General features: G+C 43.3%; 13 protein-coding genes. 2 read left to right on the top strand and 11 right to left on the bottom strand.

The features are described from left to right. Positions 1–5: 5 nt before the first annotated feature. From R2S10_RS01860 to R2S10_RS01820, 9 genes are all read right to left on the bottom strand, one after another. Positions 6–1,646 carry a TldD/PmbA family protein gene (locus R2S10_RS01860; RefSeq protein ID WP_316838734.1) on the bottom strand — a complete coding sequence of 547 codons (1,641 nt, stop codon included), beginning with the start codon at positions 1,644–1,646 and terminating at the stop codon, positions 6–8. A 71-nt stretch (positions 1,647–1,717) separates the two neighbouring features. Further along, positions 1,718–3,358, bottom strand: coding sequence for a TldD/PmbA family protein (locus R2S10_RS01855; protein ID WP_316838733.1), 1,641 nt, complete (start codon positions 3,356–3,358; stop codon positions 1,718–1,720). 186 nt (positions 3,359–3,544) lie between these two features. Next, positions 3,545–4,861 carry a TldD/PmbA family protein gene (locus tag R2S10_RS01850; RefSeq protein WP_316838732.1) on the bottom strand — a complete coding sequence of 439 codons (1,317 nt, stop codon included), beginning with the start codon at positions 4,859–4,861 and terminating at the stop codon, positions 3,545–3,547. 2 nt (positions 4,862–4,863) lie between these two features. Continuing rightward, entirely contained in the window at positions 4,864–6,498 is a 1,635-nt protein-coding gene (locus R2S10_RS01845) for a TldD/PmbA family protein (protein WP_316838731.1), read from the bottom strand. 69 nt (positions 6,499–6,567) lie between these two features. Then, positions 6,568–8,349: a hypothetical protein gene (locus R2S10_RS01840; RefSeq protein ID WP_316838730.1), complete on the bottom strand. Its 1,782-nt coding sequence runs from the start codon at positions 8,347–8,349 to the stop codon at positions 6,568–6,570. Next, positions 8,350–10,533, bottom strand: coding sequence for a hypothetical protein (locus R2S10_RS01835; protein WP_316838729.1), 2,184 nt, complete (start codon positions 10,531–10,533; stop codon positions 8,350–8,352). Continuing rightward, positions 10,526–11,995 carry a BatA domain-containing protein gene (locus tag R2S10_RS01830; RefSeq protein WP_316838728.1) on the bottom strand — a complete coding sequence of 490 codons (1,470 nt, stop codon included), beginning with the start codon at positions 11,993–11,995 and terminating at the stop codon, positions 10,526–10,528. Before R2S10_RS01830 ends, R2S10_RS01835 begins: the two co-directional genes overlap by 8 nt. Positions 11,996–12,005: 10 nt before the next feature. Beyond that, positions 12,006–12,893: a DUF58 domain-containing protein gene (locus R2S10_RS01825; protein ID WP_316838727.1), complete on the bottom strand. Its 888-nt coding sequence runs from the start codon at positions 12,891–12,893 to the stop codon at positions 12,006–12,008. Further along, positions 12,893–13,891, bottom strand: a complete 999-nt coding sequence (locus R2S10_RS01820; protein WP_316838726.1) for a MoxR family ATPase — start codon at positions 13,889–13,891, stop codon at positions 12,893–12,895. Before R2S10_RS01820 ends, R2S10_RS01825 begins: the two co-directional genes overlap by 1 nt. Positions 13,892–14,041: 150 nt before the next feature. Between R2S10_RS01820 and R2S10_RS01815 the strand changes: the two genes are divergently transcribed. After that, the gene (locus R2S10_RS01815; protein WP_316838725.1) at positions 14,042–14,671 is read left to right on the top strand and encodes a DUF4159 domain-containing protein; all 630 of its coding nucleotides are present in this window, start codon (positions 14,042–14,044) and stop codon (positions 14,669–14,671) included. On the opposite strand, the gene R2S10_RS01810 is transcribed toward R2S10_RS01815, so the two are convergent. Together R2S10_RS01810 and R2S10_RS01805 are read right to left on the bottom strand one after the other, a co-directional pair. Next, positions 14,672–15,055 (bottom strand): DUF3037 domain-containing protein, encoded by a 384-nt coding sequence (locus tag R2S10_RS01810; protein WP_316838724.1) that lies wholly within the window; start codon positions 15,053–15,055, stop codon positions 14,672–14,674. Further along, a complete protein-coding gene (locus R2S10_RS01805; protein WP_316839868.1) occupies positions 15,033–15,830 on the bottom strand; it encodes a HipA family kinase in 798 nt (265 codons plus the stop codon). The genes R2S10_RS01810 and R2S10_RS01805 overlap by 23 nt, the downstream gene beginning before the upstream one ends. Positions 15,831–16,059: 229 nt before the next feature. Between R2S10_RS01805 and R2S10_RS01800 the strand changes: the two genes are divergently transcribed. Then, a complete protein-coding gene (locus R2S10_RS01800; RefSeq protein WP_316838723.1) occupies positions 16,060–16,848 on the top strand; it encodes a LuxR C-terminal-related transcriptional regulator in 789 nt (262 codons plus the stop codon). Positions 16,849–16,910 lie beyond the last annotated feature (62 nt).

The following is a 16,910-nucleotide window of genomic DNA, read 5'->3' as shown; positions in this document are numbered from 1 at the left end:
GATTTCTATCCGATTTTTCTAGCTGTATTGATCACATTAACTCCATTGAAACGCGTGGTAGCCGAACCATGAGATACGGCACTGGTTTGCATAGGTTGCCCCTTACCATCGAAGAATGAACCACCTAGTCGGTAATCACTCTGATCGCAGATGGCGACACAAGAATTCCAGAACTCCTGCGTATTGGCCTGATAAGCTACATCCTTCAGCATTCCTACAATCTTACCCGCTTTAATTTCATAATACAACTGTCCGCCAAACTGGAAGTTATAGCGCTGCTGATCAATAGAAAAAGAGCCATCACCAACGATATAAATCCCTTTTTCTACATTTTTAATCTGGTCGGCAATAGATAAAGGCTTTTTACCCGGTTGCAAAGAAATATTTGCCATGCGCTGGAATTGTACACTACTCCAGTTATCGGCATAACAACAGCCCTGTGAATGATCCAATCCAACAATATGTGCCTGGTCTCTGATTGCCTGGTAATTCACCAGAACACCATCTTTGATCACATCCCATTTGCCACATTTCACGCCTTCATCATCATAACCAACCGCTCCTAAAGAACCTGGCTCTGTTTTATCCGCGGTAATGTTCACTTCCTTACTGCCATATTTAAAATTCTTGCTCTGCCATTTGTCTAAAGTCAGGAAGCTGGTACCTGCAAAATTCGCTTCATAGCCCAATACACGATCCAGTTCCGTAGGGTGTCCGCTAGACTCATGGATGGTTAACCAAAGGTGTGAAGGATCGAGAACCAGGTCATATTTACCCGGCTCCACCGACTTCGCTTTCAATTTTTCACCCACCTGCGTTGCCGCCTGTTTCGCATCTTCCAGCATATCATACCTGCCTTTATACAGGGTTCCGGAAGCAGTCTTTATTTTATCCTCAGGTCTGGCATCCAGGTATTCATAACCTTTACCTGTAGGCGCACTTAAGGCATTTCTGGTTTCAAACTTACCAGTCTCTTTATTGATTTTAGTGATGAAAAAAGTAGGCCAGATGCGGTGAACATCCTGATCAATATAGGAACCATCAGAAGAAGCAAAATACTTTTGCTCGTTCACCATAAACAGAATGGAGTTGATATAATCAGCACCGCCTTTCATGGCGGCATCATTTACGGAAAGCAATAAATCTACCTTTTCCTTGATCGGTACTTCGAAAGCATTCTTCTCTATCGGAGATTTCCAGCTCACTTCCCCATAACCTTTTTGTGGTGCCAGTTGTACCGGTTCTGATTGTAACCTGGAATTCTCTTTTGCGATGGCTACAGCCAATTCTGCTGCTTTCGCAATGCTGTCTTTGTCCATCTGGTCTGTTGCCGCGAAGCCCCAGCAACCATTGGCAACGACGCGGATACCCACACCATAAGACTCTGTATTGACAATATTTTGTACTTTATCCTCTCTGGTCACTACAAACTGGTTCAGGTACCTGCCTACACGAACATCGGTATAAGTGGCTCCCTTAGCACGTGCAGCATTGAGTGCGACATCAGAAAGCAGCTTTTTTGCCGCTGGATCGATGTATTCGAGTGCTTTTTCAGGGGAGATCTCATTCCCCCATACAGGAATGGCCGGAAGCATTGCCGCGGCCGCTCCAACTCCTGTTAAATAAATAAAATTTCTACGTTTCAAAGTAAGGTGGTTTAAGGTTAATAAATAGTAATTATCAGACGGTTATCCCCCACAAAAAGTTACAATAAATCTTAGCTTAACTTACGTCCGGTATTGATCACGTTTACCCCGTTAAATCGGGTAGTTGCACTGCCATGCGATACAGCACTCACCTGCCCTGGCTGACCTTTGCCATCGGCAAAAGTACCCCCCAGACGGTAATCACTTTGGTCGCACAGTTGTGTACAGGAATTCCAGAACTCCTGTGTATTGGATTGATAAGAAGCATCTTTCAACATTCCACCAAGCTTTCCATCTTTAATTTCATAAGCCAGCTGCGCACTAAATTGAAAATTATAACGCTGCTGATCAATGGAATAAGAGTTTCTACCAAACATATAAATCCCCTTTTCAACATCCTTCACCATCTCTGCAGCTGTAAGCGGAACCTTCCCAGCTGCTAAAGACACATTTGGCATGCGTTGAAACTGGATGCTTTCCCAACTATCGGCATAACAACAGGCTTGAGAGGCTTTCAAGCCCAGAATATGCGCCTGATCCCTGATGGTTTGATAGTTCACCAGAATACCGTCCTTAATGATATCCCAATTGCCACATTTTACCCCTTCATCATCGTAACCTACAGCTCCTAAAGAACCCGGCTCAGTTTTATCCGCAATGACATTCACCATTTTACTGCCAAAATTGAATTTCTTACTTTCCCATTTATCCAAAGTCAGGAAGCTGGTTCCAGCATAATTGGCTTCATAACCCAATACCCGATCCAACTCAGTTGGGTGCCCCACAGACTCATGAATGGTCAGGAACAAATGGGAAGGATCCAATACCAGATCGTATTTCCCCGGTGCTACAGGCTTGGCTTTCAACTTTTCAGCCACATGTGCCGTAGCTTCCCGGACGTCCTCCATCATATCATAACGCTTTTTATACATCGTTACCGGACCACCTTTAATCCGCTCTGTATCCTTTGGTTTCAAATACTCAAATCCCATCCCCATTGGGGCCGAAAGTGCATTTCTGGTTTCAAACTTTCCTCCTGCCGGATCAATCCTGGTTACCGTAAAAGTTGGCCAGATTCTTTGGATATCCTGATCGATATAAGAACCATCCGTAGAAGCAAAATACTTCTGTTCATTGACCATAAAAAGATTCGAATTCACATACTTCGCTCCCCCTTTTAAAGCCTCATTATTTACCCCTAACAACATCTCCACCTTATCCGTAATCGGCACTTCAAAAGCATTGATTTCCACTGGAGTTTTCCAGCTGACCTCTCCAAAACCTTTCTGTGGAGCCAGCTGTACCGGTTCCGTTAACAACTTCGCATTTCCTTTTGCAATGGCTACCGCCATTTCTGCTGCTTTGGCAATGCTGTCGTTGTCCAGATTATTGGTTGCAGCAAAGCCCCAGCTACCATAGGCAATCACCCGAACTCCCATGCCATAAGACTCTGAATTGGCAATATTCTGCACCTGCTTTTCCCGCGTTGCAATCACCTGATTTAGATACCTGCCAATCCGGACATCTGCATAAGTAGCCCCTTTTGCCCTGGCCGCATTTAGTGCCACATCCGCCATTCTTTTCTTCAAAGCCACATCCACAGGCGTCAAAGCCTCCTCAATGGTAATCTCCCGGCCAAAAACCGGCATACCGGAAACCATCGAGGCGCCAAGGCCAACTCCGGTCATATATAGAAAGTCTCTTCTTCTCAATGTAATCTTCTTTATAAAATCTAATATCCTTTTAAATAACCAATTTAAACGACCCCCATAAAGTATGGCGATCAACAAAAAAGGGAGGCAGGGTTATGAAAAAGGCATAGGAATTTTGCCCCCTTCAGGGCAAAGGTTCCAGCCGTTGAAAAACCCTGCCTCCCTTTTTAATTGTCCCTTTTTAATTTAAACCGCGTCCGACAAAGAAGTAAAAGTAAAGTCCCTGATTTTCATCGGTGGGATCATTCCACTTCCTGTTCTTACCGGTTTCCCTAAGGCTTCCACATTATTCAACATGATCACCGGACTCTCATTGAACCTGAAATTCTTTACCGGGAACTTAATCTCTCCATTCTCAATATAAAAAGTACCATCCCTGGTTAAGCCTGTTAACAATAGCGTTTGCGGATCCACAGACCTGATGTACCAGAACCTGGTCACCAAAATCCCTTTTTCCGTACTTTTAATCAGGTCTTCCAGTGATTGTGTGCCACCTTCCATCACAATACTTCTACTGAATGGTACCGGCTCCACACCTTTTTGTCCAGCCCAATAGCGGGAATACGAAAGATTCTTCACCACCCCTTTTTCTACCCATTGCGTTCTTTTCACCGGTAAACCATCACCAGTCCAGGTTGCAGAAGGGATCTCCGGATTCATTGGATCAGAATAAATATTCACATTCTCCGAAAACAGCTGTTCTCCCAAACGGGTTCCCCCGCCTTTTTTACTCATAAAGCTCCTGCCCTCATCCGCACTACGCGCATCAAAGCCTCTGAACATATTGCCCAGCATATCACTAGCCGCTAATGGCTCTAAAATCACGGTATATTTCCCTGGTTCAATGGCTTTTGCCGCTGCAGATCCTGTTGCTTTCGAAGCCGCAATCTTACTCAACATTAGCGTATCCATTTTGTCCAGGTCATTGAAACCTTGCTCTATATAGCCCGAACCTGTTCCTGCCTGATTTCTTACCGTTACAGAAAAGGAAACATCGGTGCCTTTGTTATAGGCAAAAAGCCCTTTAGAGTTCATAATGGCATTGAATCGCGTAGAATTCTCTAAAAACCCTGCGGCTTCCAGATTTGCTGCTTTTGATACCTGCAGACTCTTTCCTACCATTTCCGCCCTTGTATCCGGAGTAATGGCAGCTGTTTTTGCATTATAGGTTGCGGATTCCTGAAAAGTCTGTGGCCCTAATAATGGCATAAACTCTGGGTTTTCCGGTGCGAGCATGGCCAGTTCTTCGGCTCTTTTCACGACTTTCTGTAAGGAGGCATCATCAAATTCATTGATGGTGGCTACCCCTGTTTTCTTTCCGAAAGTAGCACTCACTGACAGATCCATCACACTGATTTGTCCGGCAGTAGACACTGCATTTCTCGCATAGCGGATATTCCCGCCATCAGAACCACTTAAACTTAGTTCACAGGAATCAGATTTTGAATAGCTGAGTACCTTTTTTAGTATTGCCTGGGCTTCTTCTTTACTTAATATGGCCATAATTAAATCTTTCTTGCTGTATTAATCACATTAACTCCATTAAATCTTGTGGTTGCACTTCCATGGGAAACTGCACTGCTTTGCGAAGGTTGTCCTTTACCATCGTTAAAAGAACCACCTAGGCGGTAATCACTTTGGTCGCAAATAGCAGAACAGGAATTCCAGAACTCCTGAGTATTAGACTGGTAAGCCACATCATTCAGCATTCCTGCAATCTTTCCGTTCTTGATCTCGTAAAATGTTTGTCCGCCGAACTGGAAATTATAACGCTGCTGATCAATTGAAAAGCTACCATTTCCGATGATGTATATCCCTTTTTCTACGTTTTTTATCATATCATCCACGCTAAGCTTCTCTTTTCCTGCTTGTAAAGAGATATTCGGCATGCGCTGGAATTGCACATCGTCCCATCCCTGGGCATAGCAGCAACCCTGCGATTCATCCAGACCGATGATGTGTGCCTGATCACGAATGGCTTGATAATTCACCAGAACACCATCTTTAATAATGTCCCATTTCTTACATTTCACGCCTTCATCGTCATAACCCACTGCACCCAGAGAACCTGGCTGAGTTTTATCGGCCACCACATTTACGCGCTCGCTACCAAATTTAAAGTTCTTGGATTTCCATTTATCGAGGGTCAGGAAGCTCGTTCCTGCGTAATTCGCTTCATAGCCTAATACGCGATCCAGCTCCGTTGGATGCCCTACAGATTCATGAATAGTTAACCATAAATGTGAAGGATCTAAGACCAGGTCATACTTCCCAGGCTCCACAGATTTAGCTTTCACCTTTTCTGAGGCATTGAGTGCCGCAGACTTCACATCTTCCAACATATCATACCTGTCTTTATAACGGGTCACCACACCTGAAACCTTATCCTGCGGACGGGCATTCATGTATTCATAACCCATCCCCATTGGAGAACTTAAGGCAGACCTGGTTTGGAATTTACCCGACTCCCGGTCAATTCTAGTGACGTTAAAGGAAGGATAAATGCGATGGATGTCCTGATCAATGTAAGAACCATCTGTAGAGGCAAAATATTTCTGCTCATTTACCGCAAAGATGACCGAGTTCACATAGCTCGCACCATTTTGCATAGCGATGTCATTCACGTTGAGCAAGAGGTCTACCTTCTCCTTCACAGGAACCTCAAACGCATTGATTTCCAACGGGGTTTTCCAACTCACCTCACCAAAACCTTTCTGTGGTGCCAGCTGTACCGGCTCCCCCTGAATCTTGGCATTTGCCTTAGCTACTGCAACCGCTTGTTCGGCAGCTTTAGCTACCGCCTCTTTGGTCACATTGTTGGTTGCAGCAAATCCCCAGCAGCCATCAGCAAGTACCCGTACGCCAATTCCATACGATTCGGTATTGGCTACGCCCTGCACTCTTTTCTCTCTTGTAGCCACGAATTGATTGAGGTATCGGCCAATTCTGATATCTGCATAACTAGCACCTTTAGATTTTGCCGCATTTAAAGCCGCATCGGCGAGTTCTTTTTTAATTTTCACATCTACCCCTTCCAATGCTTGCAAGGGATCGATAGGATTTCCGAAAGCAGAAAGGTCGGGAAGCATCAAAGCTCCCATCCCGATTCCGGATAGGTAGAGAAAGTCTTTTCTTTTCAAGTGGTTCAGTTAGTTAGGTTAATAATACTCCCAATTTAACTAAATTAAGAAAGGAAAATTCAAGAAATATTATAACATTTTAGTTTCATACCACAAAAAACTGACAGAAATCAACAAAGGAATAAAAAACCACCATAAAGAAAGTTTTTCTTCCAATAAAACGCTAGATTTCAAAACATTAGTAGAAATGGGATATGCTTTCACAAACTGACTGGTAGCCAATTGCTTTTGAGCATCTTTCAGCTGCTGCCAGTCTTCGGCTGCATAGACATAAAAGAAATCCTGATTATTACCAGAGCTGAGGGTATTCCATCCTTGCTGTGTAGCCCAGGTATTCAATTGCCATTGCCCAGGAAGCTCCCTGTTTTGTATTGGCGCCATCCTTATGTTTTCTATTTTAAACTGAGGAAGCGTAGTTTTTTGAGGTAGAGCGATAGAGACATTTATTCTTTCCCCCAGCGTAGGAACAGCCGGGCTGATCGACCAGGTTTGAGGAACTTCGGTAGCTCTTGCTGTTTTATGGAGCATTTCTGACCAGAATTGCGCATAATCGGCATTCGAGCCCATAAGCAACCATTGATAAGTAGCAGGCAACACCGAAAGGGTTTGTCGGCCCATACCATAAATGCTGCTGCTGACCAGGATCTTCCCTTCAGCTTCCTGAAATAAAGGCAGATCCTTGGCCCCATGCTTTAAAAACAGACTTTGCTCCAGCGGTAAAGGACTAAGCATTCCAGTCTGGCCAACAAAGCCGCCCCTTAAAGCTTTGTTCTTTATGGCTGTCAACTCATAACGTCCAGGGTCGGTTCCAAGACCAGTTCCGACATTTCCTTTAAGCGTACTCGCCCTGATAAACAATCCCAAACCAGCTTCCACAGCACGCTTCACATTAGAAAGTTCCGCTCCGGATAGTTGTGCCAGCTCTTCTTCGTCCAGGATCAACAGATCCATTTTGCTCAACAGTGCCGGACTAATACTATGGATTTCATTTATTGTTGTATTCAGAAAATCTGTGCTGTATTTATCTTTACTGATCCGTGTTCTAAAAATCAGGGGATATTGTTTCTCATAGAGCCAGTTCTTCAGGAATTTATACTCAAAGTCAGGGTTAGAGGCCAGCATCAAAACCCTTACCGGATCGGAAGATTTGATCTCCAGAGGAACCGGGGCGCTAAATAAGGTATCCTTTTCTTTCAGGCCAATCAACCGGAAAACCGCTTTCCCCGCTTGTTGTGGTCGGGTAGTTAAACTAAAAGATATCGCGCCATTTTGAACAATACTTACAGAATCCAGCTTTGTTCCCAAACCTTCCAGCAGGAGTTTTACCGAGCCTGGTCCAATATGCCGGTAAGTACCCTGTATGTTCAATTGCTCCGTAGCCTTAAGCTGAGCATTCCAGTTTAGAGCAGTTAAGCTGCCCTGTTCAGGTTCCTGATGAAAACTAAGCAGTTTTCCTTTTAATAATTGCAACTGATCCGAACTTAAACCATAGCCATAAATATGAATTTCCTGCAGATCAGGATTTGATTGCAGAAAGTACTCCAGGTCAGAAATGTAGCGAACACCAGACTTCTTGTAATCCTTAAACACCTGATCATCTATAGAATAAGATAATCCTTTTAAATCTTTAGTACTGGTTCCTGCAGTAAGTAAATTGAACGCTACAGCCCCTTCAGTTTTTTTGCTACTGTACACCGGAGGGTACAACAGAAAATAAAAACATAAGACAGCGATGGTACTTGCAACCAATCGCAAAAACAGTTGCGCTTTACGCTTTCTTCTTGCCTCAGTGATCAGGAGGAAAAGGCCCAATGCCACACAAATTCCGATTGCCAGGTATTTAAACTCCATTTATCGTCCCCCTTTTTTAAGCTGATTGAAATATTTCTGACCCAATGTAGAGGCCGGAGCCACATCCGGTAACTGAGGACTAACCTGTACCGAACCTAACATTCTAAGCATCGCTTTTTGCAGCAATGCAATGTCTTTTCCTGATCCACCTTTAGGGGATAAGAGTTTACGCCCTGCCGCTAAAGCAGGTAAGTAGAGTACCGGTTGATCTGAGGCTGCGATGATCATATATTGCTCTGTTTCTCTCATCAATAGCTGCTCTTTTTCGCTAAAGCCAGCATTAACTTTTCTATTCTCCAATACCGTAAGCGCTTGTTTTAGCAATTGCTGCTGTTTTTCATCAGTTTCATAATCGCTTTTTTGTACAGGTGTGCCGATCTTATCCAATGTGCCCGACAAGCGTTTTTCTTCCTTCAACTGTGTTACTTTAACGCTGGTCTTAGCCACATAAGCCCTCGATTTTTGCTGAAGGTCTTTCAGTAAACGCAAAGCTTTATATTCAAATGGTAAGGCATCCCGGGTTTTATAGGTTCTCAATTGCAATTCTGACTTCCACATTTCTGTCAAAACCGCCTTCAACTGCGCTTTTAATTCCGGCTCAAAGAAAGTAGCATCTTCAGCAATGTCATGTTTATGCGCATAACTGTCCATTATGGCTTTCACATCCCCAAATTTCTCTGTACTCTCTTTTTCATTTCCATGTTGATGACCTTCTTCGCCCTTTCCTTCTTCATGCTCATGATGATCCTCCTTTTCCCCTTCTTTATGGTCATGATCAGCACCAATCTCTGTTTCAGACTCTTCCCCCAGGAACTTTCCATAGCGAAGTCTCAATAACTTTTGATCCATTCCCAGCTCATTACTCCGGTTTTTAAAACTTTCTTCAGTGATCCCGCTTTTTTCAGCAAGGAGCTTTTCTGTATCAATAATAATCTGCCGCTGACTTCTAAAATACTCCGGCACCAGATTTACACCATTCGTCATGCCGGCCATACTCATCAATTCGGCCGTATCTACAATGGACACAAAATACACGTCAGATCTACTCATTTGCCCTAGATTATCAAAAGCTTTGACATAGAAATAAAGTTCATCCCCAGGTTTCATTCCCAAGGCTTTAAGGTCGATCAGTTTCGTTAACGACATCGATTTCCGGTTATTAAAAACCTCCTTAAAGTCCAGCTTCTTTTCTGTGAAACTCACGCCTTCTCCTTTCCCACTCGCCATTGTAGCAGCCACATATGCAGACTGTAGCCCATAATCATCGGTTAAATCCAGGTTTAAGCGAACTTGCTGTGCCTGCCCATAATCGATGCTGGTATGTGGTTTAGGCTGGCTGATCCGGATCACCGCCGGAAGATCCGGTATGAGAGTCATCAGATAAAGCTCCGATTTTTTACCATCGATTTCTACCTGATAAAAACCCGATTTCCTAAAGGTTTTAAAATACTGCCATACCTTTCCTTCCCCATCCTGCGACTTTAACACCGCAACTTCCTGATCATTAAAAATTAGTTTCAATACCTTAACCGGTAAGGTCGTACGGATGTCCCATTTCAATAATGCCCCGTTTTCTGCGGTAAAGGCAAACTTAGCTTGTGTTCTTTCCGGCACAGCGGTATAAGCAGGTGCTTTGATCAACAATGAAAAAGACGCGATCTCCGGCAATACCTTTTCTTTTACACTCTGAGCCTTCTCATTTGCTGCTAAAGCTGACTGAGCGCCTGCTATTGGCTTTAGAAAAGAAATGCCAAGACTCATCGCTATGCCCATCAGCAATACCAAACCTGCCCATCTTAATTTATGGAATGGCAGCCTTGGCGCAGGCATGTGATTCAGCACTCCGCTAATTTTATCTTGCTGTAACCGTTCCAACTGTGTACAAGACTCCCTATCTTTTAACAATAGCTCGGCGCTTTCTTCCAGTTCCGGATATTTTTCATTCAAATACCGGCAAATCTGTAATTTGCTTACTTTCCAGAATGGCTTAAAACAACTCAACAGGGAGACAGCAATCAGAAACAAGACAGAAAACACCCAGGCCGACCAGTCAAACAAGTAAATGGCTAAAGTGCCGAAAATTAAAGCCAGCCCCAGACTTAATGCCAGAATCTGGAAAAGTAGCACCACAGTCCACTGTTTCCTAAGCTTTTCTATACGAGGTATCTTTTCCTGCTCAACCATGCTGTTCTCTATTTTTAAGACGGAAAGAAAGGATACGTTCTGTGGTAAAAACCAGGATGGCCATTATCCAAAATACTTTTTGAAGCGATTCCTCTTGAGCTAGGCCTACACTTTGAATGGCGACTTCTTTATTAACTATTTCAGATGATCCGGAGGATAAAAGCCCTCCAGATGACGGGTTTAAACTCAGGAAACTCCTTCGCTGATCAACAGGACTCATTTCGAAACCAAAACCGGTATCTGTTCCATCATCCCCTAATAGAATCGGCATCATCAACTCTACAAATTTCTCCTTCCATACCAGCTCATTCCAAATGGGGTTTAGGCGACTATAAAAACGATAATGATCAAGTGCTTTTTCTTTTGTCCGGGTCAATAAGGGAGTACCAAATCCGTCCGTCCAGATTTTCGCTCCAGGGTAGACAGCTGCAATGGTTCTTTTGCGTAAGCTGATTAGCTCCGCGTTCCCTTTTCCTTCTGGTTCTGCAACCAACCAGGAATTAAGGGCAATGTTTTTTTCACCGGCATAATTAAACAAGCGAGCGCCATCACGCAGGCTAGCCAGGAAGCCGGAGCTAACTCCTTTTGTAGAAATCCAGAAGCCAACATCAAATCTTAAATCACTGTTATTCTTTTCATTAAAGACATCAACCTCAATATTTCGTTTGCTTTCCTTAGCAATCGCCTGGATTGCTGCCTTTAAGTATTTTAAATCTTCATTAGAATCGTCTCCATAGATCAACACCTTAATTCCGGTCCCTTCCTGAGCCTCATCCAGTCTTTTAAAAGTAGTCAAGGCAGAACTGGAAGTCGCTTCAAAAGTTTTATGCGCGAAGTTGCTCGTCCAGGTACCTAGCGTATCTGTTGATTTAATAGCTTTCCATGTTAAACGGAAATCAATAGCTGGCAATGCGCCTCCCAGTTCTTCCAAGCGGCGATCCGCATAAAGGTAAACCGGGAAATTCGATTTGATTTGGGCATTCAGCGTTCGTAATAAAGCATGGTAGCTAAGTTTAGGCATCTTGCTGACAGCAGTTGTACTTCCTGAGTTTACATTCAGCGTATCCTTTAAACTAATCTCTTGAAACTTCAAACCGAAATCATGCAATTCATATCCTGCCTGAATCAAAGAATCAATGCGCTTTCTCTCCGTTTTATACAGTTTTGGCAACTGCTCTTTTTCCAATAACAGCCAACCTTTTTGCAATGCCTCTTCCTTCCCTTTTTTCATATAAGGCTCTGCCAGCAGAAAAGCCAGTAAGGCAATCAGCAGCATCCTTAAAAACAGCAAGAGCCAATCGGTGATCTGGTAACTTCTGGAAGTAAAGGGCGAGCTTGTGCCCAAAAGTGCAATACTTCCAATGCGAAGCGTTTTCCCCTGCTTTAACTTCCACAGGTGGATGATCAGCGGGACAATGAGTCCGGCCAACGCGATTAAACCTATGGGATAGAGTAAATGCACAATGATATCTTTATATCTTTAATTTGTTTCTTTGATTCAAAAAATCTCTCAATGCCTGGTCTAGTGGCTGATCTGTCTGGATCAACCGATAAGAAATCCTCCTGTCCAGCATTTTAGTCCTGATTTGTTCGAGGTACTGCTTTAAGTTCTCCTGATATGCCGTCCTTGCGGATTCCTGATCAATCTGGATGGTTTTACCGCTTTCCAGGTCTTCAAAAGTACTGAAGCCCTTAAAATCTAAATTCATTTCATTCGCAGCCATCAAATGAAAAACCAACACTTCATGTTTCAAGGTGTTTAAGGTATCCAGCAAATCAAAGATCTCTTGGTTTACTTCATAAAGATCGGTGACAAAAATGAGTAATTCACGTTTTTGAGCGCCTGCATAGAGTTCTTTATAATTTATAGCTTTGGTAAAGGTTCCTTCTGGCTTTACCTGTTCCAATTGGTAGAACAACCTGGCGAGGTGCTGAAAGTCCTGTTTGGCTACCATGGAGAAGATACCGCTATCTTTAAACACATATAAACCAATAGCATCTCCCTGCAAATTCCCCAGGTAAGCCAGCGAAGCAGCCAAATAACGGGCATAATCAATCTTTCGAAACTCCCCGTCCTGATGATTCATGGAGGCACTGGCATCTACCAACAGGCGGATACTAATGTTCGTTTCCACTTCTGATTCGCGGATATAATAACGGTCTGAGCGGGCAAACATCTTCCAGTCCAGAGAACGCAGGTCGTCGCCCGGCTGATAACTCCGATACTGGCTAAACTCCAGTCCGGGGCCTTTAACCGTACTTTTATGAATGCCGCTCATAAAACCATCTATCGTCATTTTCGCCGACAATGACAGCTCTTTAATCGCCATCATCACCTTCGGATCCAGCAGTTTGCTCATTAAATATTGATTTTCGGTCTTGAAATTGCTTTCAGCAGTTCATCAGCCACCATATCGGCAGTTACCTGTTCTGCATCTGCTTTAAAATTCATCAATATGCGGTGCCTCAATACCGGAAAGGCCATGGTTTGTAAATCTTCCATCACAACGGCATAACGGCCATGGATCAATGCCCTGGCTTTAGCCGTTAAGATCAATGCTTGTCCGGCTCTGGGACCTGCACCCCAACGCACCCATTCTTTCACGTAGGCAATGGTACTGGTATCCGGGCGTGTTGCCCTGATCAGCTCCGACACATAGGAAATCAGGTCATCACTGATACTCACCTCTCTGGTCAGTGCCTGAAGTTGTTTGATTTCCTCCGCTCCGATTACAGCTTGCACCTTATTTTTAACAGAGCCGGTAGTACTGCTCAGGATTTTAGTCTCCTCGGCAGCAGTAGGGTATCCGATTTTAATATACAATAGAAAACGATCCAGTTGTGCTTCAGGAAGCGGATAAGTACCGGCCTGTTCAATAGGATTTTGTGTGGCAAGGATAAAAAATGGTCGGTCTAATGGATAAGTATGTCCGCCATAAGTGACTTCAAACTCCTGCATCGCTTCTAATAAAGCAGATTGCGTTTTTGGCGGTGTCCTGTTGATCTCATCCGCTAAAATGATATTCGCGAATAAAGGTCCTTTATTGAACTTAAAAAATCTTTTGCCGGTTACATGGTCTTCTTCCAAAATCTCTGTACCAATGATATCGGTAGGCATGAGGTCTGGGGTAAACTGAATTCTTCTAAAAGAAAGATCGAGGGCCTGCGACATGGTACGCACCATTAGTGTTTTTGCCAGTCCGGGTACACCCTCCAGTAAACAATGTCCACCAGCAAGCAAAGCAACCAGCATTTCCTCAATGATGAGGTCTTGTCCGACAATCACTTTTTGAATTTCTTCTTTTAACAGGGTAATTTTATGGATCAGGTTTTTTACGTTATTTTCTGAAATTTCCAAAGCATTGAGGTTTAATGAGGTAAAGATTGTGATTCAATATAGCGCTCTCCATGTATTTATTCCTAATCCCTGACCAGAATATCAAAAAAATTACAAGATATCTCTGGTTAAAACCTGGATTGTATTGAAAATTGACGTTATTTTAGAACGATGCAAAGATCAAAGTTCACATTTGCGAGAATAAAGTATAAATCCGGAAACTGGGATACAGATCAGCGGATGCCTTCCAACCTGCTCAACTCTTTGTTGGAGTATACCACCATCCCTTTAGATCCGGAAGAAAAGATCGTAGAATTGAGTAGTCATGATCTTTTCAATTATCCTTTCTGCTATTTAAGCGGCCATAAGCTAGTGCAGTTCGACCAGCAGGAAGCGGCCAATTTCAAGAAATATGTGAACAATGGGGGTTTTGTATTCGTAGACGATTGTAACCACGATATTGATGGCTTGTTTGCCAAATCATTTGAAACACAAATGAGCAATCTGTTTGGTGCAACTGCTTTAAAAAAGATCTCCAACCAGCATAAAATCTATCATTCCTTTTTCAACTTTGAAAACGGCCCACCTACCACTTCATTTGAATTGAATGGCTGGGGAGATGATTTGGTGCATGATTACCTGAAAGCGATCACCGTAAACAACCGGATTGGGGTGTTGTACAGCAATAAAGACTATGGCTGCGAATGGGATTATGATTTCAGGAACAAGCGATTTCTGGCAGAAGACAATACCAAATTTGGCGTAAACATCATTCTTTACGCCATGGGTATCAACAGCTAGTTATAGCACCAGCTGTTCGTATAATTTTTTCAAAGTTTCTCCGGCATCCAGACATAAACCAGGATGAGTTTTAGAGGTTTGTACCACCGTACTACGCGTTGCGGTTAACCAGCGAAAGCGCGAAGCCATGTCCAGCTGACCAATCGTCCCTCCCGCTTTACCACCTTTGCTGATCAGCTCAAATGAGTGCAAATGATCAGCCAGTTCCTGTGGATCCAGTTTACAGGCAAAGGCAGCAAGACGCTCCTCATTCAGTTCAAATGATGTTTGTAAAAACTTTTGTTTGGAACAATACAGTATGATCCCCACATTAAGAAATTCTTCCCGTTCTACCCTTGGTACGACGCGGATCACGGCATACTCAAATAAGTGCTTCTCTTGCATTCTGTGCTTCTTTTACAAAAATCCCTGTATTTGCGAGGCGTAATTCCAGAAAATTGGAATATACTTCGCGGTGTGCTGCTATAGATTCAAAATTATTATCCCTGATCAACCAGTCGTCTGGAATTAAGGAAACAATGGCTCTGATTTTTTCTGGTGTAAGTATGGCTTTAAACATCGCATCTACCTCCTCCAATTCCGAAGCCTGGCTCAATAGCACATGATCCTTAATCAGCGTAAATGGTCTTACCGCCTGTTCCTCCCAGTTTTCCATAGCATGATGGAAGTACAAAGCAGCGCCATGGTCGATCAACCATAATTCTTTATGCCAGATCAACATATTGGTATTTCGGGCAGTGCGGTCCATATTGGTTAGGAAAGCATCCAACCAAACAATCTGCGAGGCCGTTTTTTCGTCCACCTGATTTACCAATGGATCAAAAGTAATTGCACCGGAAAGGTAATGCAGGGCCAGATTAAGCCCAACACTCGTCCGCAGTAAATCCTGAATCTCTTCATCCGGTTCAATTCGTCCGAAATCTTTCTCTAATTGTGCAAAAACCAATTCGGGCATCCGTAAACCAAGCGTACGTGCAATCTCGCCACCAATTAATTCGGCAATGAGTGCCCGCAGACCTTGTCCGGCGCCACGAAATTTAAGTACATATAAAAAGTCGTCATCTGCTTCAGCGATTGCAGGCATCGATCCCCCTTCGCGTAAAGGGGTAACGTATCTGGTCACATTAACAGTTCTAAGTTCTGGCTGGATATTCTTCACACCTGAATAATTTAGGAGCAAAAGCTCCGGTTTAAGCCAAAGATAAGCATTTCTGGTAATGGCGAAGTCCATTCCCTTAGTCAGGCCTGCGATAATAGTCCTCCCTCCCGGTCCAAGCGCAGGTATCTTCCTGAGCAAGGGCTAATTAAAATCAATAAAAAAACAATTACATTAGTTTAATGAATCAACGGTAATGTTGAACAATAACGCTAATTTTTAATCTTAACAGATGGAAGAACTCAACCGAAAAAACCTGGATCATACCTATTTTGAACTCTTAAACCGACAACAATTTATTCCGGAAAGCTTAGACTATAACATCCTGGAGCAACATAAGCCTATGCTTCAAAGTTTAGCCAGTCTCGGAAACAGCGGGATTAGTGTATTTGATTTTTTCAAAAAAGAACATGCTTTCTACTCTTCCAACTTTAGCTATTTATTAGGCTATCATCATGAGCATCTGGCAGATGGGCAGCAGAAGTTACTGGACTCCAAGATTCATCCGGAGGATTATCTTGAACTTTCCAAAAACGGGATCATGCTCATCAAGCTGTTCTATGAGTTCTCCAGCGATGAAAAGCACAATTACAAATTAATCAATGAGTACAGGATTTTAAATGCAGCCGACGAATATGTCCGGGTGGTAGAACAACATCAGATTCTGGAATTAGATGTAAATGGGAACCTATGGCTGGCTTTTAGCATCATAGATTTCTCTCCGGATCAGAACCTGGAGGCAGATTTTAAAAGTCAACTCCTCAATTTCCGAACGGGTAAGATCATTCCGGTTCAAAAAGAAACGGCTAATGAACAGGAGGAAATAGATGCAACTTTAACCAACAGGGAGAGACAAATCCTGAAAATGGTAAGGGACGGCTTGTTGAGCAAGGAAATCTCCGGTCAACTTGACATTAGCGTACATACGGTAAATACCCACAGACAAAGGATACTACAAAAACTAGGGGTCAACAACTCCATGGAAGCAGTGGTGTATGCCTCCAAACTCGGATTGGTGTAAGTCCTATAAATCAGTAAATTTCAGCGCCTTGTACTGATAAATCAGTATTGTAGTGATCGTGC

It is taken from the genome of Pedobacter gandavensis, from assembly GCF_032678745.1.
GTDB classification, from domain to species: Bacteria; Bacteroidota; Bacteroidia; order Sphingobacteriales; family Sphingobacteriaceae; genus Pedobacter; species Pedobacter gandavensis_C.
Note: the sequence above shows the minus strand (reverse complement) of the source record. Positions and strands in the feature narration are given on the sequence as shown.

Excerpts from the sequence above, each read along its gene's own strand:
- R2S10_RS01850 (WP_316838732.1), bottom strand. The coding sequence starts at position 4,861 with ATGGCCATATTAAGTAAAGAAGAAGCCCAGGCAATACTAAAAAAGGTA.
- R2S10_RS01840 (WP_316838730.1), bottom strand. The coding sequence starts at position 8,349 with ATGGAGTTTAAATACCTGGCAATCGGAATTTGTGTGGCATTGGGCCTT.
- R2S10_RS01835 (WP_316838729.1), bottom strand. The coding sequence starts at position 10,533 with ATGGTTGAGCAGGAAAAGATACCTCGTATAGAAAAGCTTAGGAAACAG.
- R2S10_RS01825 (WP_316838727.1), bottom strand. The coding sequence starts at position 12,893 with ATGAGCAAACTGCTGGATCCGAAGGTGATGATGGCGATTAAAGAGCTG.
- R2S10_RS01815 (WP_316838725.1), top strand. The coding sequence starts at position 14,042 with ATGCAAAGATCAAAGTTCACATTTGCGAGAATAAAGTATAAATCCGGA.
- R2S10_RS01810 (WP_316838724.1), bottom strand. The coding sequence starts at position 15,055 with ATGCAAGAGAAGCACTTATTTGAGTATGCCGTGATCCGCGTCGTACCA.
- R2S10_RS01800 (WP_316838723.1), top strand. The coding sequence starts at position 16,060 with ATGGAAGAACTCAACCGAAAAAACCTGGATCATACCTATTTTGAACTC.